Source organism: Paucibacter sp. JuS9 (assembly GCF_044043925.2).
Taxonomy (GTDB): Bacteria; Pseudomonadota; Gammaproteobacteria; order Burkholderiales; family Burkholderiaceae_C; genus JAUASW01.
In genome coordinates this window covers 2,095,080-2,116,193 of sequence record NZ_CP194172.1, presented here as the reverse complement: position 1 = coordinate 2,116,193, position 21,114 = coordinate 2,095,080, and the positions used below count along the sequence as shown (strand labels likewise).

Genomic DNA, 21,114 nt, shown 5'->3' with positions numbered 1-21,114 from the left:
TCAGTCGCTGTAGACGACCACGGCCCCGGCACTGCCGGAAGCACCGGCACCGCTGGCCGGCGCCAACAGCAGCTTTTCGCCAACTTTGAGGCCCTCGCGGACCTCGGCCTTGCTGCCGTCCTGCAGGCCCAGCTTGATCTTGCGCGGCTTGGCGTTCTTGCCCGCTGCATCGACCACCTGGACCGAGTAGCGGCCTTCGGCGTCGCGTTCGCCCAGCGCCGCGATCTGCAGCGTGGGCACCTGCCTGGCCGAGCCCGTCACGATCTCGACCTGCACGGTCATGTCGGAGAACAGCTTGCGGGCCTTGTTGTCCACCTCGAACAAGACGTTGTAGAAGACGGCATTGCCGACCCGCTCCGGAATCGGCTGCACCACGCGGACCTTGCCTTCATAGCGCTGGGCATCGCCGGCCAGCGTCGTGAAGCGGGCGGTCTGGCCAGGCTGCACCAGCTGGATGTCGGCCTCCGGCACGCGGGTGCGCACCGTCATCTGGTCCAGCTGCGCCAGCGTCATCATGACCGGCGTGGTCTGCACCGCGATGACGGTCTGGCCTTCCTGGATCGGCAGGTTCACGACCATGCCGTCCATGGGCGCGCTGATGCTGGCATAGCCGAGCGACAGCTTCTTCTTCTCCAGGTCGGCCTGCAGGCGGGCGAGGTTGGCGGTCTGGCCGCGCAGGTCGGCTTCGAGGCGGATCAGGTTGTTGTCTGCCTGCTCGACCTCGATCGGCGTCGAGGCATTGCCGGCCAGCAGCCGGTGCTGGCGTTCGGCTTCACGCCTGGCCATGGCCAGGCCGATCTTGTTGCTCTCCAACTGTGCGCGTTGCTGGTCCAGCGTGGCTTCGGCCTGCGCCACGTCGCTGCGGGCGAGCTCGGGGTCGAGGCTGACCAGCAGCTCGCCCTTCTTCATGTTCTGGCCCAGCTGGACATGGATCTTGCGGATCTGGCCGCTGACCTGGGCGCCCACGTCGACCTTGCTCTGTGCCTGCAGCACGCCGGCAGCCTGCACGACCTGGGTCACGTCGCCCAGTTCAACGGCGCCGGTCGGTGGCGGCGGCAGCTCCACCGGGCGCTTCTTCCAGGCCCAGTAGCCGACGCCGGCCAGCACCAGCAAGCCCACGATGATCCGGCCGCGCCAGCGGCGCAGGCGGGACTTGCTTTTGCTACTGCCGTTCTTGCTTGTCTTGTTGTTCAATCCAGACTCCCTCGGCCACCGTCACGATGGCGGCGCAATATAACCGCTTCGAGGCGCGTGGCCGGAAGGCCTGGTTTCTGGCTAACCCTTGGAATGAGGAGTGCTGGCATTGAACGAGAGATCCCGCATCCGCCGGCCGCAAGTCTGTGTGCTCGGCAGCGCCGAGCCGGGCTCGACGGCCTATGAACTGGCCGGCGCTGCCGGCGAGCGGCTCGCCCAGTTGGGCATCACGGTGGTCAGCGGCTGCGGCAGCCCGGCCACGCGCGTGGCTGCCGAGCGTGCCCATGCGGCGGGCGGCCTGGTACTGAGCATCATTCCCGCCGACGAGATGCCGGCTGCCGATTGGCCGGCCACCACCGTCATCCCCTGCGGCATGGGCGATGCGCGCAACCTCCTGATGGCGCTGGCGGGCGACGCCTGCATCGTCATCGGCGGCCGCGCCGGCACGATCTCCGAGGTTTGCCTGGCCTGGCTGCACAGGCGGCCGCTCCTGCCGCTGGTGGGCTGCGGCGGCTGGTCGGATGGGCTTTTGCAAAACCCGCCGGATGAGCGGCAGAACTCACCCATCCTGCCCTGGTCTTCGGTGGATGAGCTGCAGGTCCAGTGCCGCGCACTGGGGCTGCTCAGACCTGGCGGCGGCTGATACCACACAGCGGGTCGCCGCTTGCGGCATTCAGTGCGGCAGGCGGTTCAGGAACTCCTGCACCGGTTTCAGCGTGGCTGCGGGCGCTTCCTCATGGGGCACGTGGCCCAGCGCCGGAAACATCACCAGCTGGCTGCCCGCAATGCTGCGCTGGAAGACAGCCGCGTTGTCGGGCGGAATCAGGCGGTCCTTGCCGCCCCAGAGAATCAGCGTTGGCTGGGTCAGCTCGCGCAGGCGATCCGCGTAGAAGCCGGGCTTCAACTGATCGATGCGGCGAGCCAGCGCCTCGCGGTTGCCTTCGCGCAGCGTCAGCTCGAAATAGCGGTCGACCAGAGCGGGTGTGACCAGGCTCGGGTCGCCGTAGACATTGCGCACGCTGCTCTCGACCAGGCGGCGCGGCAACAGATTGCGCGCCAGGTGCCGCACGCCGGGCAGGCGTGCCACGCGAAAGCCTGCTGGCACCGATTCGGACCTGAAAGCCAGGCCGCCGGCATCCACCAGCACCAGCGCAGCCACCCGTTGCGGATGCAAGAGCGCCGTTTCCCAGGCCAGCTGGCCGCCCAGTGAATTGCCGCCCATGACCACCTTGTCCAGCTGCAGGTGGTCGAGCAGGGCAACGATGGTGCCGACATAGGCCTCGTCGCTGTAGTCGCCGTCGATGCTGGGGCCGGTCAGGCCGAAGCCCGGCAGGTCGAAGCTGATCACGCGGCGCGTGGCGGCCAGGCCGGCCACCCAGCCTTCCCAGGCATGGAGGCTGGCCGAGGTGCCATGGATCAGCACGATGGGCATGGGGTCCTCGCGCGGGCCCTGGTCGCGCAGATGGATCAGCTGAGGGCCGGCGGGCCGCTGCAGCTCGATGAAGTCCGATGGCGCGGGCGCCCAGTTGGCTATCAGGCTCTGGAGCGAGCGCTCCGGCGCGTAGAAGGCCGCTGCCAGCATGCACAAGGCCAGCAGCAGCAGGCCGAGGGCACGGAGCAGCACGCCCTGGAGGATATTCATCCCCTCTTCATCCTCTGTGGGCCTCGCTGGCCGGGCGCTGCAGGTCGGCCGGCGTGTGCAGGCCGGCGTCCAGGGCCTCGCGCTGGTCGAACACGAAACAGCTGCCGTGATAGTGCTTGCCGCCGGCCAGCTCGAAGTACCTGAGGATGCCGCCTTCGAGCTGGTAGACGGGGCCGTCCAGCGCTTGCTGCTCAAGCACGATGGTGGCCTTCTCGCAGCGGATGCCGCCGGTGCAGAAGCTCACGACGGTCTTGCCGCGCAGCTCGTCCAGGTGATCGGCCAAGGCGCCGGGGAACTCGGTGAACTTCTTGATGCGCCAGTCGATGGCATTGTCGAAAGTGCCGTAGTCGACCTCGAAGTCGTTGCGCGTGTCCAGCATCACCACGGGGCGGCCGGCATCGTCCACGCCCTGGTCCAGCCAGCGCGAGAGTGTCTCGGGCGTCACGGCTGGCGGGCGAGCGGCCTGGTCGGGGCGCACGGTGGGCATGTCCATGCGGATGATCTCGCGCTTGACCTTGACCAGCAGCTTCTTGAAGGGCACGGCCTCGCTCCAGCTCTCCTTGGGATCGAGGTCGGCGAAGCGCTGGTCGGCCTTCAATTGCGCCACCCAGCCGCGCACGGCTTCGGCCGTGCCTGCCAGGAAGAGGTTGATGCCTTCCTCGGCCAGCAGCACCGTGCCCTTGAGGCCGAGGGCGAGCGCGCGCTGGTACAGCGTCTCGCGCAGGGCGGCGCAGTCATTCAGGCCGACGAATTTGTAGGAGGAGATATTGAGGATGGGCAGGGCGGCGGACATTCCGCGATTTTAGATGCGGGCAGCGGGCCTTCCGGGCCGAGCGCCGGGCCGCTCCCAAGCCGGCCCATCCCAAGTCACCTTGCCATCTTGTGCAGCATGCTTGTCACTGCCCGCTGCATGAGGCTGGCGCCGGTCACGTCGGTGGCCAGGCCCTCCGCGCGCAGCCGTTCCAGCGCCCGGCGCGTCATCGAATGCTGACCACCGGCGAGCTGGCTGGTGAACATGAAGAAGCTGCCGTTGTCGCTGCGCCAGAGCAGGTTGGCGCTGACCCATTGGCCTTGCAGGAAAAGCTTGCAGCGGGTGCCCGGCTGCAATTGCTCGGTCCAGCGCGCTGCGGCGACCAGCGGGCCGGTGTCGTCGTCCAGCCCCATGTGGACCGTGGGCAGGGCGGCGATGCTGGTTTCCTGGTTGCCCCATTGGTCGGCATCGGTTTCGGGCGGCAGCAATTCATGCAGCAGTTGGTCTTCGCTGAGCTCGTCCACCGGCTTCAGCGCCGGCTTGGCAGGCGCCGGTGGCCGTGCTTCAGCTTGCGCTGGTGCAATCGGCACTGGCTCACGAGCAGGCGCGGCTGCAGGAGCCGCTGCGGGCGCCGCCATCCGGGTGCGTTCACGATGGATCTGCATCAGTTCGTCGAGCACCGCATCGCGGTCGGCCTGCGGCAGCTTGATCAGGTCCATGCCGCGCTGCAGCTGCGCGATCAGCTGGGGCAGGCGCTGGCGCAGCGCGGAGCGCTCGGCGTCGTTGCGGGTGGGCTCAAGCGAAGCCAGCAAGGACTCGATGCAGGTCGTCAGCGCCAGCGTGAGCTCCGACTCCTCGCCATGTTCCAGCACCGATTCGGTCAGCGCCTCGCTCCAGGGGCCGAGCAGGAACTCGAACAGCAAGGGGCTCAGGTGGTGCGAGGCCTGCGCCTGCTCCAGCACCTGTTGGCGCAAGAGCGGCAACAGTTCGTCATGCCGCTCCTTCTTGGTGAGCGCCAGCCGCGCGAAGACCGAGGCCTGCAGCTCTTCTTCCTGCTCGTGGTCGATGAAGCCGCGCACATCGTTCAAGGCGCGACTGAACGCGGCCACGCTGGCCTCTTCGGGCGCGCTCAGGCGCTCGACCAACTGCTCGACGAAGGCAAGGAATTGGCCGCCCCGCGGATCGCTGGCCAGCGGATGGTCGCCAGCATGGGCGGCGATCTGGTTGATCAGCGCCCAGGTCGGGTGCTGCTCCGAACCCAGCAGTTCGGGCTCGTCGACCGCGAGCCGGAAGATGCTGGCCTGCAGTCGGCAGATCGTCTCCTTGACCTGGGGCTCCAGGTCGGGGTCGGCCATGATCTGCTTGAACAGCTGGCTGAGCATTTCGGCCGTCTGCTCATGCGCGCTGTCGTGCTGGTGCTCGGGGTCGGCGGCATGCACGCGATCGCGCAGATCGAGCAGGGCGCCGTGGCGGCTGACATCGATGTCCTCGACCACCCGCTCCTCGGGCAGGATGGCGGCAAAGCCCGCCGGCTCCAGGCCCCAGCCGCGCAGGCGCTGGGTGGCCTGCTGCGCCAGCTCGCGCATCTGCTCCGCCAGCGCCGAGGCCGCGGCGGAAATGCAAAGCGCGCGGGCCGGCTTGTCGGCCAGGCCGGCCGTGGCTTCGCTGAGTGCGCGCGCAAAGGCGGCCGGCTGCAGCGCGCCTTCGCCTGGCAGCTTGCTGGTCAGCTGGGTCAACTCGCGCAACTCCCATTCGGCCCGGGCCTCGATCTGCTGAATGATGCGCGAGATCTCGATGGCCTGATCGGCCTGGTCTTCATCGACCAGGGTCAGCTCGTCGATGTCCTGCAGCACCGGCCGCTCTTTCAGCACCGGTGCCGGCGTCGGCCGCAGTGCGCTGCGCAGGCCGTCGAGCAGGCCCGGCTCGATCGCGTACTGCTGGCTGCGCCAGCTCTTCAGTGCCGCCTGCGCCGTGTCGTCGGCGTGGCGTTGCACGCCTTCCCGCAATCGCTGCTCGGTGGCCTCGAGCAGTTGCCGGCACAGTTCCGGCAGCTTGGCTTCAAGCGCTTGCAGATGGCGTTCCAGCATGTGTGTGATCCGTACTGCTTGTGGGGGACTGCTCAGATCGGAGGCCGGAGCGACTTGTTTGTCAGGGCAGGCGTCGGGTGGGTGGCAAGGCGCTGCACAAATCCACACGATCAGGGCTGTGTACGAACCAGCCGCCGCGGAAACGCCGCGAATCGAGCCAGCGGCGGAAGGTGTCGGTGTCGGTGCGCAGGATCTGCAGCTTGGGGCGCTCGGCCTCGGGCACGTCAGTCAGCATGCGCACGCGCTGGATGGTGGTTCGCTCTTCGGGCTTGACGTAGAAGCCCAGCGTGCCGGTGCCGCGCGGCAGCGCCGAGAGACGCTCCATGCCCATGACGACGCGGCCGACGTTGGTGATGTTGAGGTCCAGCGCACGCGGCGCGTGGCCGATCACCGTGTAGAGGCCGCTGCCGTCGCTGGAGTCGGGCTCGTTGCCACGTGCAGCGCCGACCATGCTGTAGCAATGGGTCAGCCAGGCGCGGCCGGTCTTGGGGTCGGCCGCCACCGGCCAGCCATTGACGAAGCCCGCCTGCGGCGCCCAGCCATCGTGTTCGGGCAGCTTGTTGAAGGCCAGGCCCTTCAAGGCGCGATCGAATTCCACGGGAGCCTTGACCAGGTTTGCCGGCTTCGCCTTGACCTTGCTTTCATCTTCCTCGGCATCGCCCCATTGGGTGACGTAGTTGTCCTGCACGCGGATGATGGCCAGGTTGTCGAAATAACCAGCACGCACCAGAGCCGCGATATTGGCGGCATGCTTGGGCGCGAAATCGGCAGCCAGTTCGATCACTACGGGGCCCGAAGCCAGCTCCATCAGGAGCGACTGCTCGGGCGAGACATCGCGCCAGTCGCCCGGGCCGGCTGCGGCCAGGATGTCGGCGCTGCTTGGCAGCTTGGCCGCACTGGCGGCCGGTGCTGCAGCGGCGGCCTTGGCAGCCGTCTTGGCGGCCGGCTTCTTTGTGGGCTTGGCCGCCTCAGCGGAAAGCGAAGAAATGGCCAGCACGGCGGCGGCGCAAAGGGTCAGGAGGCTGGGCTTGAATGGCTTGGTCATCAGGCTTTGGGCAAGAGGCGGCTGACAGAATGAATCTAAAGATTCTTGTGGCGGCCAGCATAGCGTGCGCCATGCGTCCCGGAGATGCCAATTCGGGTTGATGCGGACCGGGAGAGCCCGGGGTCGGAAGATGGCCATGCGCTGGCTCAATACAATCGCGCATGGCTTTTGTTCACCTGCGTACCCATACCGAGTTTTCCGTCGTCGACGGCACCCTGAGAGTCGACGATGCCGCTGCGGCGGCGGCCAAGGACGGCCAGGTGGCGCTGGCGATCACCGACCTGGCCAACCTCTTTGGTGGCATCAAGTTCTACAACGCCTGCCGCAAGAAGGGCGTCAAGCCCATCCTCGGCGCCGATTGCTGGCTGGAGCCCGAAGGCACAGACAAGTCGCCCACGCGGCTGCTGCTCCTCGTGCAGAACAGCAAAGGCTATCTGAACATCAGCGAGCTGCTGTCGCGCGCCTGGATTCAGAACGTGATCCGCAACCAGGCCTGCCTGAAGCTGGAATGGCTGGAGGAGCTGGGCGAGGGCCTGATCTGCCTCTCCGGCGCCCAGCATGGCGCGGTCGGCGTCGCGCTGATCAATGGCGACAAGGCCAAGGCCCGAGAGACCGCCAAACGCCTGGCAGGCATCTTCCCGAACCGCTTCTATATCGAGTTGCAGCGCGCCGGGCTGCCGGGCCAGGAAAGCCTGGTCGCTGCTTCGGTGCCGCTGGCCGCCGAGCTGGGCTTGCCGGTGGTGGCCACGCATCCGGTGCAGTTCCTCGAAGAAGACGACTTCGGTGCGCATGAAGCACGCGTCTGCGTGGCCGAGGGCGAAACCCTGGCCAACCCCAAGCGCATCAAGAGATTCAACAACGGCCAGTTCTTCCGTCCGCAGTCGGACATGGAGAAGCTGTTTGCCGACATTCCTTCGGCCCTGGCCAACACGGTGGAGATTGCGCGCCGCTGCAGCCTCTCGCTGGTGCTGGGCAAGCCGCAGTTGCCCGACTTCCCGACGCCCATCCTGGCCGACGGTTCGCGCATGCCGATGGACGCGTATTTCCGCCAGCTCTCCTTCGAAGGCCTGGACTTCCGCCTGAAGCAGCTGTACCCCGATGAGGCCAAGCGCGAGGCCGAGCGGCCACGCTATGTGGAGAGGCTGGAGTTCGAGCTGGCCACCATCATCAAGATGGGCTTCCCCGGCTACTTCCTGATCGTGGGCGACTTCATCAAGTGGGCCAAGGAAAATGGCTGCCCGGTCGGCCCCGGCCGGGGCTCGGGCGCCGGCTCGCTGGTGGCCTATGTGCTGCTGATCACCGACCTGGACCCGCTGCAGTACAAGTTGCTGTTCGAGCGCTTCCTGAATCCGGAGCGGGTGTCCATGCCCGACTTCGACATCGACTTCTGCCAGGGCAATCGCGACCGCGTCATCGACTATGTGAAGGACAAGTACGGCCGCTCTGCCGTCAGCCAGATCGCCACCTTCGGCACCATGGCGGCCAAGGGCGCGTTGCGCGACATCGGCCGCGTGCTGGGCATGGGCTTTGGCCATGTGGACTCCATCGCCAAGCTGGTCCCGGCGCCGCCCGGCAAGACCGTGACCCTGGCCAAGCTGCCGCCCGACTTCGACCCGGCCAAGGCCAAGATGGTTTATGCACGGCACGAGTCGCCCGAGATCGAAGAGCGCGAAAAGACCGACGAAGAGGTGGCCGGCCTGCTCGAGCTGGCGGCACGCGTGGAGGGCACGGTGCGCTCCATCGGCATGCATGCCGGTGGTGTGCTGATCGCGCCAGGCAAGATCACCGACTTCTGTCCGCAGTACCAGCAGCCGGGTTCCACGTCCGCCGTGAGCCAGTATGACAAGGACGACGTCGAGGCCATCGGCCTGGTGAAGTTCGACTTTCTGGGCCTGGCCACCTTGACCATCCTGGAGCTGGCCAAGAACTTCATTCAGGCGCGCTATCCGGAGCAGAAGGACTTCGACTGGGCCAAGGTGCCGCTGGCCGACAAGAAGGTGTTCGACCTGTTTGGCAAGGGCTACTCGGAGAGCGTGTTCCAGTTTGAATCGCCTGGCATGCAGCGCCTGCTCAAGGACGCCAAGCCCTCGCGCTTCGAGGACCTGATCGCGCTGGTGTCGCTGTACCGGCCAGGGCCGATGGACCTGATTCCGTCCTTCGTGGCGCGCAAGCACGGCAAGGAAGTGATCGAGTACCCGCATCCGCTGCTGGGCCAGGTGCTCGAGGAGACCTACGGCGTCTTTGTCTACCAGGAGCAGGTGATGCAGGCGGCCCAGGTGCTGGGCGGCTACAGCCTCGGCGGCGCCGACATGCTGCGCCGCGCCATGGGCAAGAAGAAGGCCGAGGAGATGGCGGCCCACCGCGAGCTGTTCCGCAAGGGCGCGGCCGAGAAGGGGCTTGACCAGGCCAAGGCCGACGAAGTCTTCGACCTGATGGAGAAGTTCGCGGGCTATGGCTTCAACAAGTCGCACGCGGCTGCCTATGCGCTGCTCTCGTATCACACGGCCTGGCTGAAGACGCACTATGCGGCCGAGTTCTACGCGGCCAACATGACTATCGAGTCGGACGACACCGACAAGCTCAAGGTGCTGCTGAACGATGCCAAGCTGTTTGGCATCGAGTTCGAACCGCCCAATGTCAATCTGGGCGTGCACCGCTTCGAGCCGCTGGGCCCGAAGCGGATCAACTACAGCCTGGGCGCCATCAAGGGCACCGGCGTCGGTGCCATCCACGCCATCGTCGCGGCCCGCACCGAGGGTGGCCCTTTCAAGACCTTCTTCGACTTCTGCGCCCGGGTCGACCGCAAGGCGGTCAACAAGCGCGTGGTCGAGGCCCTGATCAAGGCCGGAGCCTTTGATTCCATCGAGCCGGAGCGCTCACGCCTCCTGGCCAGTGTGGCCCTGGGCTACACCTATGCCGACAACCTGACGGCCAATGCCGACCAGGGCGGCCTGTTCGACTTCGATGACACCCATGGGTCCTCGGTGGCCGAGCCGCCGCTGGTCGAGGCCGCGCCCTGGAGCATCAAGGAGCGCCTGAGCCTGGAGAAGACCGCCATCGGCTTCTACCTGAGCGGCCATCTGTTCGACCAGAGTGGCGCCGAAGTGCGCCGCATGGTGAGGCGCCAGGTGGCCGACCTGCAGGACAGCCGCGAGCCGGTGCTGGTGGCCGGCATCGTGGCTGACCTGCGCATCATCAACGGCAATCGCGGTCGCGTCGGCATCTTCAAGCTCGACGACAAGAGTGATGCCATCGAGGCGGTGGCCAACGAAGAGCTGCTCAATGCCCACAAGGAACTGCTGGCGGACGACGAGCTCCTGATCGTGCAGGGCAAGGTGCAGAACGACCGCTTCTCGGGCGGGCTGCGCATGAATGTCACCGCGATCTGGGACCTGGCCGGCGCTCGCGCGCGCTTCGGCAAGTTCCTGCGCGTGCCGCCGGATGCCACCGTGCCGGCACTGGACGAGGTCTTGAAGACCTGGCCGGCGCGCGCCACCGAAACCGAGCAGGGCCGCTTGCTGCAAGGCCTGCCGCTGCGCCTGTCGATCCGCCGCCCTGGCGCGGTGGCCGAGCTGGACCTGGGCGATGCGGCCAGGTTCTGGCCTTGTGATGAGGCTCTGGAAAAGCTCGGCGACGCGCAGATCGTCTACGAGTGAGCGTTGCGGCGCCGATGCAAGGGGGTGAGTCCCGCTCCCTTGCGCGCATTTTCTGGGCGATGATGGCCAGCAAGAGAATGCTGCCGCCCGCCTCATGTCCGACCTGAACAGCACCGATCGAACCAGCACTGGCCTCGTGCTGACCGGCGGCGGCGCGCGTGCGGCCTACCAGGTGGGCGTGCTGCAGGCACTGGCGCAGTTGCGGCGCGATGCAGGCGTGATCGGAGGCAACCCCTTTCCCATCATCACCGGCACCTCGGCGGGCGCGATCAACGCGGCCACGCTGGCCTGCCAGGCAGACGACTTCGACGCGGCGGTCGACGGCCTCGTCTACATCTGGCAGAACATCCATGTCGACCAGGTCTACCGGGCCGACTCCTTCGGCGTGATACGCACCGGCGCGCGCTGGATGACGATGATGAGCCTGGGCTGGGCGCTGGCGCGCTGGAAGCGCAGCCGGCCCAAGAGCCTGCTGGACAACGAGCCGCTCGGCGAGCTGCTGCGCCGCTGGGTGCGTCTGGAGCGGCTGGACGAGATGCTGGAAACCGGCCACATGGATGCGCTGGCCATCAGCGGCTCCAGCTACAGCTCAGGCCAGCATGTGACCTTCTATCAGACGGCCAAGGAGATCCAGCCCTGGCTGCGCTCGCAGCGCCTGGCCGTGCGGGCCCGGCTGACGATCGAGCACCTGATGGCGTCCTCGGCCATTCCCTTCATCTTCCCGGCGGAGCAGCTCGACCTGGAAGGCCAGCCCGAGTGGTTTGGCGATGGTTCGATGCGCCAGAGTGCGCCGATTTCGCCGGCCATCCACCTTGGTGCCGAGCGCATCCTGGTGATCGGTGCCGGCCGCATGCATGAGCCGCCTGGCCGGCGCGTGCAAGCTGTCGAGGCCCATCCAAGCATGGCTCAGATCGCCGGCCATGCCTTGTCCAACATCTTTCTGGATGCGCTGGCGGTCGATATCGAACGCATGCAACGCATCAACAACACGCTGTCGCTTCTGCCGCCGGAGGCGCGCCGCTCCACGGCCTTGCGGCCGGTCGAGGTGATGGTGATTGCGCCGAGCCGCCGCATCGACGACCTGGCCGCCAAGCATCAGGCGGCCTTGCCGGCCACCATGCGCGGCTTGCTGCGCAGTGTGGGTGTGTCGGGTGAAGGCAAGGCGGCGCACGGCTCGGCGCTGACCAGCTATCTGCTGTTCGAGCCCGATTTCACCGAGGAGCTGATCACGCTCGGTTTCACCGACACGCTGGCGCGCCGCAGCGAGGTGCAGGCCTTCTTCGGCTGGACCGGCGAGCCGCCACCGTTCGACCCGCGCCAGCAAAGGCGCAGCGCCGGCTTCGCGCAGGCGAGGGTGGCCGAGGTCGAGCGAGCGCGCTGAAGCCTCATCCAGGCAAGGCCTGACCCTGGATCCGCAAGCCCTGGTCTGAGAGCTTTTTTGCCTGCTTGGCACCGATGCCGCTGACCCGGCGGCGCAGGTCGGCCCAGCTCTCGAATGCTTTGACAGAGCGCACCTTCAAGAGGCGCTCGGCCAGTTCCGGCCCGACGCCGGACAGCGATTCCAGTTGCGCCTGCGTGGCCTGGTTGAGCTCCAGCAGCCTGTCCTTTGCAAGCGTGGCCGGTGACAGCATGGCCATCACGACCGACCAGAGCAGGCGCCGCCGCATCATTCGGCCCTAGTCGTGCTGGGCCCGCACCATGGCGGCATAGGCGCCGTCAGTGGCCAGCAACTCGGCATGCGAGCCCGATTCCAGCAAGCGGCCGTTGCTCATCACGTGGATGCAATCTGCGGCGCGCACGGTGGACAGGCGGTGCGCGATCAGGATCAGCGTCTTCTTGCCTTGCCATTGCTCCAAAGCCTGCTGCACCGCGCGCTCGCTTTCGGTGTCCAGCGCCGAAGTGGCTTCGTCAAACACCCAGATTGGCGCCTCCTTGTACAGCGCACGGGCAATGGCCAGGCGCTGGCGCTGGCCACCGCTGAGCTTGCTGCCGTTGGCGCCGACCGGCGTCTCGATGCCTTGCGGCAGCGTTTGGACAAAGTCCCACAAGTGGGCGGCGCGCAAGGCTTGCTCCAGGCGTGCTGCATCGCGTGGCTGTGCGTAGGCCACGTTGTCGGCCACCGAGGCATCGAAGAGCACGATGTCCTGCGAGACCACGGCGAACTGGCGGCGCAGGGCGGCGCGCCTGAGGTCCTGGATGTCGTGGCCGTCCAGCAGGATCTGGCCGCTGTCCGGTTGCGCGAAACCCAGCAGCAGGTGGATCACCGAGCTCTTGCCGGCGCCCGAGGCGCCGACCAGGGCGGTGGTCTGGCCGGGCTTGATCAGCATGCTGAGGCCATCCAGCGCCGGGCGCTCGGCGCCGGGATATTGCAGCTTCACTTCGCGCAGCGACAGCTCGCCGCGTGCCAGGGCCAGGTCTTGCGTGCCGCGGTCGGGCTCGGCCGGCGTGTCCAGCAGGCTGAAGCAGCCGCGGGCAATCACCAGGGCATTGGTGATGGGCTGGGCCAGGTCGCTCAGGTGGCGCAGCCGCGAGGTCATCAGGAGCAGGGCGGTGACGAAGGCGGCGAACTCCTCGACGCCGGTGTTGGTCTGGCGCGCCTGCAAGAGCGCCAGGCTGACGATGAGGGACAAGCCCACGCTGGCCATCAACTGCGACAGCGGTTGCGTCAGCGCATTTGTGGCCGAGACCTTGAGCGCGCTGCGCTGCACCTTGCGGGCGATGTCGGCGAATCGGCCGCGCTCATAGTCGCCGGCATCGAAGCTGCGCACCACGCGCCAGGCGCGGGTGATGTCGTCCACCTTGTTCACCAGCTCCAGCTGCGCGTCATAGTTGCGCGCACCGATCTGCTGCACGCGCCGGTTCACCCTCTTGACCACGAACGCCATGGCCGGCGTGGTGATCATCGACAGCAGGGTCAGCTGCCAGTTCAGGTAGAGCAGGTAGCCCAGCATGGCGATGGCGGGCAGGCCGTCGCGCAGCACCGAGACCACGGTGCCGCTCAAGAGGGTCAGGACTTGATTCGGGTCGTTCACCACCTTGGTCACGGCCGCACCGGGCTGCAGGCTCGTGTAGGCGCTGGCATCGGCGCGCAGCAATGCGTCCAGCAGCGAGCGGCGCATGTCCATGACGGAGCGCGTCAGCGTCTGGTTGAGCATGTACTGACCAAGGAAGCCGAACAGGCCACGCAGCGCGAACAGGCCGATCAGCACGACAGGCACCCACCAGACCGAGAACGACGAAGCCTGGAAACCCTTGCCGAAAACAGTGCGCAAGAGCTCGGGGATCAGCGGTTCGGTGCAGGCTGCGCCTAAGTAGGCCAGCACCGTCCAGAACAGCCCCAGGCGATGCGGCAGCACGTAGCGAAGCACCCGGCGGGCGGTGGACTTCAGGTCGGGCGCGGTGGCGGCTTCAACAGTCATGGGGCCGGATTGTCGCTGCAGTCCGACAGACCGGGCCGCGTCCCCCGTCCAGGGGTGCTTGCGGGCTTGGCCGCCGGCAATTCATTGAGATACTGCGGGCGGCCCGGTCGCAGTGCAGGGTGTCTATCCCCCATGAAGTTTCCATCCTCAGCCCATCCGCGCCGCAAGGTGCTGCATTTCGTCACCGGCGGCTTCTCCGGTGCCACCCAGGTGGCCATAGACCTGGTGGCTGCTGCTCAGGAGAGCCGGGATTTTGAAGCCCTGCTCGTGCTGCGTCGCAAGCGCACCACCGATGACGCGCGTGTGCAGGCACTGCGCGACCAGGGGCTCCATGTGGAGGTGGTGCCCGGCTGGTTTCACTGGCTCTCGATCTGGGCATTGGCGCGGCTGTGTCGTCGCTGGCGGCCCGATGTGGTGATGGCTCATGGCTTTCCGGAGCACCTGATCGGCCGCTGGGCGGCTCGCGCGGCATGGGTGCCTGCCATGGTGCACGTGGAGCACAACTCGCGCGAGCGCTACAGCGCCTTCAAGCTCTGGCAGGCCCGCTGGCTGGCACGGCGCACGGCACGGCTGGTGGGCGTGTCCGAAGGGGTGCGGGAGACCCTCGTCGAGCTGGGCATGCCGGCCGAACGCACGCTGGCCATTCCCAATGGCATCGACCTCAACCGCTTTGCCGGTGCCGAAGCGCGGCCCTATGAAAGCCGCTCGCCGGGCATTGTGATGTCGGCCCGCTTTGCGCGCCAGAAAGACCAGATCACCCTGATCCATGCCCTGGCCCTGTTGAAGAAGAAGCGTGGGCTGGTGCCCAAGCTGCACCTCGCCGGCGCGGGCAAGGCCAGTCTGCGCACCCGTGCCGAGGCACTGGTGCGCGACCTGGGCCTGGGTTCCCAGGTCTGGTTCATGGGCCACCACGCTGACCTGCCGGAGCTCCTGATGAGCCAGCAGATCTTCGTGTTGTCCACCCACTGGGAAGGCATGCCCCTGGCGCTGGTCGAAGGCATGGCCGCCGGTTGCGCCTGCGTGGCGTCCGACGTGCCTGGTGTGGAGGGTGTTTTCGTGGATGGCAAGAGCGGCCTGCTGGTGCCGGAGAGAGACCCGCAGGCGCTGGCCGATGTGCTGGAGCGCCTTCTGCTCGAGCCGGGCCATGCGGCCGGATTGGCATCTGAGGCCCGCCTGCATGCCATGCGCCATCACGACCGCAAGCTGATGATGCGGCGCTACGAGCAACTGCTGCTGTCGCTCTAGCCTTGTGTTGCGGCCGCGGGGGCCGCTTGCATGATGCCCGATGCCATCGCGCCTTTTTGTGCCGGCGGCTGTCCCGGAGTGTTCAGGTCGAGGTTTCGAGCCAGCGCCGCAGCGGCCGACCCAGGCCGTACTTGAGCTGTTGCCAGCGCGTGCGCGCATGACGCTGCTCGAAGATGCGTTGGAACCACTCAGTCTGCAAGAGCTCGGGCTGGCGTGACTGGATCAGGGCGATGCAACTGGCTTTCATGGCCGCCGCTTCCTGCGCTGCGGTGCGACCGTTGCGGTAGACCTTCTGGCCGCTCGTGACCGGGCGCCGATGGCTGGCCATCACCGCGTCGATGAGCGCGCAGCGCTTGAGGCCGGTGAGCTGCTGCAGCGTGGGCATCAGGTACTTGTCTATGCCCCAGGAAGAAACATTGCCCCGGTACTGCTCGCGGCCGGCCATGAAGAGGCTGCCGCGGTAGAAGGGCATCATCACCTCGATCCAGTCCACCTCACGGAACATCCTGCTCGGCTGGCGCAGCGTCCAGCGATGGGTGTAGACGCTGTCATGGCTGAGCACCGGTGAGCAGATGTCCAGGCCTTCGCATGCAGCCAGATGCAGGACGCGGTTGATGTCGCTGACCGAAATCAGGATGTCATCGTCGATCAGCGACACATAGTCCGGCACTTCGCTGTTGGCGGCCAGGTGGTCGGCGAGCGCCTGGTAGATCTCGCCCTTGCATTCGGTGGCGCCGGACAGCACCAGGCATTGCTGGCCGCGCAGCGTGCGCGGACCTGGGGCCTGGCGGCCGGAGAAGTCGAACAGGACCCAGTCGAAATCGGGCGCTGCATCCAGATGAATCATCTGCCAGGGCTCGCTCTGGCCGTCCCAGGACACCAGCACCAGGCTGCGCGTGCGGACCCAGCTCATCTTGTATACCAATGATTGAGGATCGTGTACGCCATCTTGTGGCGGAACTTGGTCCAGCGTGCAGCGAGACCGCCCTTGGGCTTGTCGCCGATGCTGCTCTCGAAGCTGGTTTCGTCCAGCTCGATGGCCGATGGCTCCACGCCCTGAACCTTCAAGCCGTTCTCCCAGAAATGCCGCAGGTCCACGTCGATGGGGCGGCCGAAGGGCAGGCGGGTGTTCAGGAGCTTGCTGGCACCGGAGCGGCTGATGACGTAGCCGGCGGTGAGACTGGGAATGCGGGCGTAGTCGACCAGTTCGGTGCCAGCGATCAGTGGCGCCTGGCCGCGCAGCTTTTCCTGCTTGCCGGTGGCGGGTCGGCCGAGCAGCTTGATCATGTCCCAGCCCGCCGGCAAGGCGGTGATGGCGTCAACCACGGCGGCGAATCCGGGCTTGAGCTTGACGTCGTCCTCCAGCACCACCAGGGCGGCATGGGGCGAATCAAGCAGCCATTGCCAGGCGCGCAGATGGCTGGCGTAGCAACCCTTCTCACCATTGACCAGGGGCTTGTGGAACAGGCGGGCGTTGAGCTCGGGGGAGTAGTAGCGAGCCTGTTCGGCTGCCGAAAGCGCCGTCCACAAGGTGGCTGGAAATCGCTCGCCTGCCACGCCATGCTGCTGCAACTCGGCCTCCAGCCGCGCGCGGCGCTCGGCGTCGCGATCCAGATTGATGAACAGGACCGGGATCATTCAGTGCGGCGACTCGAAGCCATCACTCGTGCCAGTGATCAGCAATCCAGGGCGCCGGCTTGGCATGGCGCCAGTTGCCGTTGCTGCGGCCAGCCAGGGCGTCGGGTGGGTTCATCACGCCGTGGAAGATCAGGATTCGGGCGTCCTTGGGAATGAAGGGCGCACGCCAGTAGTTCGTCGGCCAGCGCGGTATGCAGTGGTACTTGTAGCTGGCGCACCAGGCGTCGTCCCAGTACCGCAGCATGCCCTTGGCCTGCATCTCGTCGGACAGGTAGGCCTGCTCGTTGCGGAACTTCTGGCGGATGGCGTCGAACTCGGCACGAAACTTGACCAGCACCTCCGGATGGCGGCCCAGCTCGAAGCGATAGACCGAGGAGTTGCCGGTGATGCGCCAGGGGCGCTTCCAGTCGTGAATGATCAGGAATTCGCCCGGCACGTAGAAGAACTGCGTGATGTCGCCGACGATCACCACGTCAAGGTCCAGGAACAGGGCCGTGCCCTTGAGGCCATAGCCCTCGACCAGCTCGGTGCTGAAGGTGGTCAGCTTGGTCCAGCCGCGCTCCGGGCTGCCGGCGGGCAGCTCCAGGCTCGGAATGGGGAAGCATTCGACCTCCGGGCGGATGCCTTCGGTGCGGTCGGTCAGGCAGACGAAACGGAACTCGCCGCGCAGGTGGCGGCGCACCATGGCATAGAGCCGGTTCACGTACTCGGGGCCGTACTTCGTGCCCCATTTCATGCACAGGATGACGCGCTCGGGGGCCACGACGGCTGGCGCTTCTTGCTGAGTGATTGGAGTCGTCATCAAAGTTCCTCGACATGGCGAGGCGGGTAGGAATCCCAGGTCAGGCAACCCGGGCACTGCCAGAAATAGTGCTGCGCTTCGAAGCCGCAAGCGGCGCAGCGGTAGCGCTGCAAGGGCCGGCTGGCGCGCTCTAGCGCGCTGCCAACCAGTGCCTGTTCGGCATCGCCTTGCAGCGGGCCGCGCTCCAGCAGGAGCCTGGCGGCCGAGAGCATGGGCTGGTCGCGCAGATGGCGCAAGAGGCGCTCACGCTGGCGGGCCGGGTCGGTGTCGAGCAGGGCGATGGCTTGCAGCAACTGCAGGCTTGGCGCGCGCTGGTAGCGTGCGCTCAAGGTGTCGAGCGCGCGGGCCGCCAGTTCGGGCTGCGCGCTGGCGCGGGCCGCTTCGGCGTAATCCTTGGCCACCAGATTGAAGGCCTCGGCGTTCGAGGCCAGCAGCTCCGCGTAGGCGGCCATGGCCTGCTCGGGCTGTTCGCGGCGGGCCAGCATCTGGCCGGCGAGCACATGGGCGCGGGCCGCTTGCGGCGCGAGCTTGCGTGCCTCGGCCAGGAGCTTCTGTGCCTCTTCGTCCTGATGGCGGGCCTGGGCTTCAAGAGCCAGCTCGCAGAGGAAGTGCGCGATGCGCGTGGCAAAGGAGCCGGTGCCCATCTGCTCCAGATGGCGCGCCACGTCGGCCGCCTTGCGCCACTCCCGTGAACGCTCGTAGAGCGACAAGAGGGCCAGTTCCGCCTCGGCTTCGAAGCGGCTGCCGGCGAGCGCCCGGAAGGCTTCTTCGGCGCGATCAAACAGGCCGGCCTTCAGGAAGTCTTGTGCCAGCGCATGCTGGGCGCGGTCTCGCTCGTGGGCGGGCAGGTCGCCGCGCTGCAGCAGATGCTGATGCACGCGCACCGCGCGCTCGTATTCACCACGGCGGCGGAACAGATTGCCGAGCGCGAAATGCAGCTCCGACGTGTCGGGGTCCAGCTGCACCGCTTCAATGAAGGCATCGATGGCCTTGTCCTGCTGTTCGTTCAGCAGCAGGTTCAGGCCCTTGAAATAGGCCTTGGGTGCATCGCGCTGTTCGCGCTTCAACTGGCGCGCATCAAGGCGCGAACCCAGCCAGCCCAGCGCGAAGGCGATGGGCATGGCGATCAGCAGCCAGCGCAGGTCAAAGTCCATCGCGAGGCAGGGGCGAGTTGTTCAATGGGTCGCCAGGGGCTTGGGTCTCCGGGGGCAGGTCTTGCCGACGGCGCGCCAGCCGGCGATGCCGCCACCAGGCCGGCACCATGGCCAGCACGCCGAGCGCGCAACCGATGCCGAACACCAGCAGCACCACGATGACCAGCGGCGCATGCCATTCGTGGCCGAAGAACCAGCGCACGGCAACGTCCTGCTGGTTGTTCAGCGCGAACGCAAAGAGCGCGAAGAAGAGGAAGGCTCTGAGGAGCCAGACGATGAGTCGCATCAGGCGGCGATTCTAGGCGCGGCCGGGGGCTTCAGTCGTCGGCCAATTCGGCCTTGGGCGGCTGGGCGTCCACCGCTTCGCGCAGGGCCTTGCCCGGCTTGAAATGAGGCACCAGCTTCTCGGGGATCAGCACCTGCTCGCCGCTGCGCGGATTGCGGCCCATGCGGGGCGGGCGGCGGTTGACCTGGAAACTTCCGAAGCCGCGGATCTCGATGCGATGGCCCCGGGCCAGCGCGTCGGACATCGCGTCCAGGATGGTCTTCACGGCGAACTCGGTGTCGCGCTGCGTCAGCTGGGGAAAGCGGTCAGCCAGGAGAGCGGCGAGGTCGGATCGGGTCATGAATATGTTCTTGTGGTGTTGGCAAAAAAACAGGCTCGCACCCTTATCGAGTGGCGAGCCTGCGGCGGTCACCAGCAGGCAACCCCGGAGGGTTGCCGGTTGGGCGACAGTTTAGCCGTTGTTGTTGTCCAGCTTGGCGCGCAGCAGGGCGCCCAGGCTGGTGGTGCCGGCGTTTTCACGCTCGGACGTGGCCGACAGGCGCTGCATGGCTTCCTGGTTGTCGGCGTTGTCCTTGGCCTTGATCGACAACTGGATGTTGCGGGTCTTGCGGTCCACGTTGATGACGATGGAGGTGACTTCGTCGCCTTCCTTCAGCACGTTGCGGGCATCTTCGACGCGGTCGCGCGAGATTTCCGAAGCACGCAGGTAGCCGATCACGCCTTCAGCCAGTTCGATTTCGGCGCCACGCGCGTCAACCGTCTTGACCTTGCCGGTCACCGAAGCGCCGCGATCATTGATCGTGGTGTAGGCGGTGAACGGGTCGCTGTCCAGCTGCTTGATGCCCAGCGAGATGCGCTCGCGCTCGACGTCAACGGCCAGCACGATGGCTTCGACTTCCTGGCCCTTCTTGAAGTTGCGCACTGCAGCTTCGCCAGTCTCTTCCCACGACAGGTCGGACAGGTGCACCAAGCCGTCAATGCCTTGAGCCAGGCCAACGAACACGCCGAAGTCGGTGATCGACTTGACCGGGCCCTTGACCTTGTCGCCGCGCTTGACGTTCTCGGCGAACTCTTCCCACGGGTTGGCCTTGCACTGCTTCATGCCCAGGGAGATGCGACGCTTGTCTTCGTCGATTTCCAGGACCATGACTTCGACTTCGTCGCCCAGGGAGACGATCTTCGAAGGTGCGATGTTCTTGTTGGTCCAGTCCATTTCGGACACGTGCACCAGACCTTCGATGCCCGGCTCGATTTCAACGAACGCGCCGTAGTCGGCGATGTTCGTGACCTTGCCGAACAGGCGGGTGCTGGTCGGGTAGCGGCGAGCAACGCCGAACCACGGGTCGTCGCCCAGCTGCTTCAGGCCCAGCGAGACGCGATTCTTCTCAGCGTCGAACTTCAGGACCTTGGCGGTCAGTTCCTGACCAACCGTCACGACTTCCGACGGGTGGCGGACACGGCGCCAGGCCATGTCGGTGATGTGCAGCAGGCCGTCGATGCCGCCCAGGTCAACGAAGGCACCGTATTCGGTGATGTTCTTGACCACGCCGTTGACGATGGCGCCTTCGGACAGCGTCTCGAGCAGCTTGGCGCGTTCTTCGCCCATCGAAGCTTCGACCACAGCGCGGCGCGACAACACGACGTTGTTGCGCTTGCGGTCCAGCTTGATGACCTTGAATTCCATGGTCTTGCCTTCGTACGGGCTCATGTCCTTGACTGGACGTGTGTCCAGCAGGGAACCCGGCAGGAAGGCGCGGATGCCGTTCACGAGGACGGTCAGACCGCCCTTGACCTTGCCCGACACGGTACCGGTCACGAAGTCGCCCGACTCCAGTGCGGTTTCCAGCGACAGCCACGAGGCCAGACGCTTGGCCTTGTCGCGCGACAGGATGGTGTCGCCGTAGCCGTTTTCGATGGCGTCAATGGCCACCGACACGAAGTCGCCGACGTTGACTTCGAGCTCGCCCTGATCGTTCTTGAACTCTTCGATAGGCACATACGCTTCGGACTTCAGGCCGGCGTTGACCACGACGAAGTTGTGCTCGACACGGACGACTTCGGCCGAGATGACCTCGCCGGAACGCATGTCAGACTTTTGCAGCGATTCCTCGAAGAGGGCTGCGAACGATTCCATGCCGGAGGCTTGGGCGGTTTGGGTTTGGGACATTGTGTTTCCTGTGCCGGCTGACAAGGCG

General features: G+C 66.5%; 18 protein-coding genes. 4 read left to right on the top strand and 14 right to left on the bottom strand.

What is annotated here, in order from left to right; translation table 11 throughout:
• Entirely contained in the window at positions 1-1,194 is a 1,194-nt protein-coding gene (locus ABT392_RS09400) for an efflux RND transporter periplasmic adaptor subunit (protein ID WP_334275603.1), read from the bottom strand.
• A 109-nt stretch (positions 1,195-1,303) separates the two neighbouring features.
• Here ABT392_RS09400 and ABT392_RS09395 point away from each other — a divergent pair, with 109 nt between their 5' ends.
• On the top strand, positions 1,304-1,837 hold the full coding sequence (locus tag ABT392_RS09395; protein WP_334275602.1) for an SLOG cluster 4 domain-containing protein: 534 nt from the start codon (positions 1,304-1,306) through the stop codon (positions 1,835-1,837).
• Positions 1,838-1,867: 30 nt separating this feature from the next.
• Here ABT392_RS09395 and ABT392_RS09390 read toward each other — a convergent pair whose 3' ends face one another.
• The 4 genes from ABT392_RS09390 to ABT392_RS09375 form a co-directional block, all read right to left on the bottom strand.
• Positions 1,868-2,836 carry an alpha/beta fold hydrolase gene (locus tag ABT392_RS09390; RefSeq protein WP_395385930.1) on the bottom strand — a complete coding sequence of 323 codons (969 nt, stop codon included), beginning with the start codon at positions 2,834-2,836 and terminating at the stop codon, positions 1,868-1,870.
• Between the two features lie 7 nt (positions 2,837-2,843).
• Positions 2,844-3,629 (bottom strand): sulfurtransferase, encoded by a 786-nt coding sequence (locus ABT392_RS09385; RefSeq protein WP_395385931.1) that lies wholly within the window; start codon positions 3,627-3,629, stop codon positions 2,844-2,846.
• 74 nt (positions 3,630-3,703) lie between these two features.
• Complete coding sequence (locus tag ABT392_RS09380) at positions 3,704-5,674, bottom strand: DUF1631 family protein (RefSeq protein ID WP_395385932.1); 1,971 nt, start codon at positions 5,672-5,674, stop codon at positions 3,704-3,706.
• A 61-nt stretch (positions 5,675-5,735) separates the two neighbouring features.
• Positions 5,736-6,719, bottom strand: coding sequence for a peptidylprolyl isomerase (locus tag ABT392_RS09375; RefSeq protein ID WP_334275598.1), 984 nt, complete (start codon positions 6,717-6,719; stop codon positions 5,736-5,738).
• A gap of 161 nt (positions 6,720-6,880) precedes the next feature.
• Here ABT392_RS09375 and dnaE point away from each other — a divergent pair, with 161 nt between their 5' ends.
• Both dnaE and ABT392_RS09365 read left to right on the top strand, forming a co-directional pair.
• Entirely contained in the window at positions 6,881-10,375 is a 3,495-nt protein-coding gene (dnaE, locus tag ABT392_RS09370; RefSeq protein WP_395385933.1) for a DNA polymerase III subunit alpha, read from the top strand.
• Between the two features lie 94 nt (positions 10,376-10,469).
• Positions 10,470-11,756 (top strand): patatin-like phospholipase family protein, encoded by a 1,287-nt coding sequence (locus ABT392_RS09365; RefSeq protein ID WP_395385934.1) that lies wholly within the window; start codon positions 10,470-10,472, stop codon positions 11,754-11,756.
• Positions 11,757-11,760: 4 nt separating this feature from the next.
• Here ABT392_RS09365 and ABT392_RS09360 read toward each other — a convergent pair whose 3' ends face one another.
• Both ABT392_RS09360 and ABT392_RS09355 read right to left on the bottom strand, forming a co-directional pair.
• Positions 11,761-12,042 carry a ComEA family DNA-binding protein gene (locus tag ABT392_RS09360; RefSeq protein ID WP_334275595.1) on the bottom strand — a complete coding sequence of 94 codons (282 nt, stop codon included), beginning with the start codon at positions 12,040-12,042 and terminating at the stop codon, positions 11,761-11,763.
• Between the two features lie 9 nt (positions 12,043-12,051).
• Complete coding sequence (locus ABT392_RS09355) at positions 12,052-13,794, bottom strand: ABC transporter transmembrane domain-containing protein (RefSeq protein WP_395385935.1); 1,743 nt, start codon at positions 13,792-13,794, stop codon at positions 12,052-12,054.
• 132 nt (positions 13,795-13,926) lie between these two features.
• Between ABT392_RS09355 and ABT392_RS09350 the strand changes: the two genes are divergently transcribed.
• On the top strand, positions 13,927-15,039 hold the full coding sequence (locus ABT392_RS09350) for a glycosyltransferase (RefSeq protein ID WP_395385936.1): 1,113 nt from the start codon (positions 13,927-13,929) through the stop codon (positions 15,037-15,039).
• 82 nt (positions 15,040-15,121) lie between these two features.
• Here the strand turns inward: ABT392_RS09350 and ABT392_RS09345 are convergent, their stop codons facing one another.
• The 7 genes from ABT392_RS09345 to rpsA form a co-directional block, all read right to left on the bottom strand.
• Positions 15,122-15,952, bottom strand: coding sequence for a hypothetical protein (locus tag ABT392_RS09345; protein ID WP_395385937.1), 831 nt, complete (start codon positions 15,950-15,952; stop codon positions 15,122-15,124).
• Positions 15,949-16,677 carry a glycosyltransferase family 25 protein gene (locus ABT392_RS09340; protein WP_334275591.1) on the bottom strand — a complete coding sequence of 243 codons (729 nt, stop codon included), beginning with the start codon at positions 16,675-16,677 and terminating at the stop codon, positions 15,949-15,951. The genes ABT392_RS09345 and ABT392_RS09340 overlap by 4 nt, the downstream gene beginning before the upstream one ends.
• A gap of 22 nt (positions 16,678-16,699) precedes the next feature.
• Positions 16,700-17,479, bottom strand: coding sequence for a glycosyltransferase (locus tag ABT392_RS09335; RefSeq protein WP_334275590.1), 780 nt, complete (start codon positions 17,477-17,479; stop codon positions 16,700-16,702).
• Positions 17,479-18,633: a lipopolysaccharide assembly protein LapB gene (gene lapB / locus ABT392_RS09330; protein WP_395385938.1), complete on the bottom strand. Its 1,155-nt coding sequence runs from the start codon at positions 18,631-18,633 to the stop codon at positions 17,479-17,481. The genes ABT392_RS09335 and lapB overlap by 1 nt, the downstream gene beginning before the upstream one ends.
• Positions 18,623-18,919, bottom strand: coding sequence for a LapA family protein (locus ABT392_RS09325; RefSeq protein ID WP_334275588.1), 297 nt, complete (start codon positions 18,917-18,919; stop codon positions 18,623-18,625). The genes lapB and ABT392_RS09325 overlap by 11 nt, the downstream gene beginning before the upstream one ends.
• A gap of 31 nt (positions 18,920-18,950) precedes the next feature.
• Positions 18,951-19,259: an integration host factor subunit beta gene (locus ABT392_RS09320; RefSeq protein WP_395385939.1), complete on the bottom strand. Its 309-nt coding sequence runs from the start codon at positions 19,257-19,259 to the stop codon at positions 18,951-18,953.
• 111 nt (positions 19,260-19,370) lie between these two features.
• Entirely contained in the window at positions 19,371-21,086 is a 1,716-nt protein-coding gene (gene rpsA, locus ABT392_RS09315; protein ID WP_334275586.1) for a 30S ribosomal protein S1, read from the bottom strand.
• Between the last annotated feature and the right edge of the window lie 28 nt (positions 21,087-21,114).

Bases quoted from the DNA above. Each gene is read 5' to 3' on its own strand.
- ABT392_RS09375 (WP_334275598.1), bottom strand. From the start codon at position 6,719: ATGACCAAGCCATTCAAGCCCAGCCTCCTGACCCTTTGCGCCGCCGCC.
- ABT392_RS09320 (WP_395385939.1), bottom strand. From the start codon at position 19,259: ATGACCCGATCCGACCTCGCCGCTCTCCTGGCTGACCGCTTTCCCCAG.
- ABT392_RS09350 (WP_395385936.1), top strand. From the start codon at position 13,927: ATGAAGTTTCCATCCTCAGCCCATCCGCGCCGCAAGGTGCTGCATTTC.
- ABT392_RS09380 (WP_395385932.1), bottom strand. From the start codon at position 5,674: ATGCTGGAACGCCATCTGCAAGCGCTTGAAGCCAAGCTGCCGGAACTG.
- ABT392_RS09365 (WP_395385934.1), top strand. From the start codon at position 10,470: ATGTCCGACCTGAACAGCACCGATCGAACCAGCACTGGCCTCGTGCTG.
- ABT392_RS09340 (WP_334275591.1), bottom strand. From the start codon at position 16,677: ATGATCCCGGTCCTGTTCATCAATCTGGATCGCGACGCCGAGCGCCGC.
- ABT392_RS09345 (WP_395385937.1), bottom strand. From the start codon at position 15,952: ATGAGCTGGGTCCGCACGCGCAGCCTGGTGCTGGTGTCCTGGGACGGC.
- ABT392_RS09325 (WP_334275588.1), bottom strand. From the start codon at position 18,919: ATGCGACTCATCGTCTGGCTCCTCAGAGCCTTCCTCTTCTTCGCGCTC.
- ABT392_RS09360 (WP_334275595.1), bottom strand. From the start codon at position 12,042: ATGCGGCGGCGCCTGCTCTGGTCGGTCGTGATGGCCATGCTGTCACCG.
- ABT392_RS09335 (WP_334275590.1), bottom strand. From the start codon at position 17,479: ATGACGACTCCAATCACTCAGCAAGAAGCGCCAGCCGTCGTGGCCCCC.
- ABT392_RS09355 (WP_395385935.1), bottom strand. From the start codon at position 13,794: ATGACTGTTGAAGCCGCCACCGCGCCCGACCTGAAGTCCACCGCCCGC.
- lapB (WP_395385938.1), bottom strand. From the start codon at position 18,633: ATGGACTTTGACCTGCGCTGGCTGCTGATCGCCATGCCCATCGCCTTC.
- dnaE (WP_395385933.1), top strand. From the start codon at position 6,881: ATGGCTTTTGTTCACCTGCGTACCCATACCGAGTTTTCCGTCGTCGAC.
- ABT392_RS09390 (WP_395385930.1), bottom strand. From the start codon at position 2,836: ATGAATATCCTCCAGGGCGTGCTGCTCCGTGCCCTCGGCCTGCTGCTG.
- ABT392_RS09385 (WP_395385931.1), bottom strand. From the start codon at position 3,629: ATGTCCGCCGCCCTGCCCATCCTCAATATCTCCTCCTACAAATTCGTC.
- rpsA (WP_334275586.1), bottom strand. From the start codon at position 21,086: ATGTCCCAAACCCAAACCGCCCAAGCCTCCGGCATGGAATCGTTCGCA.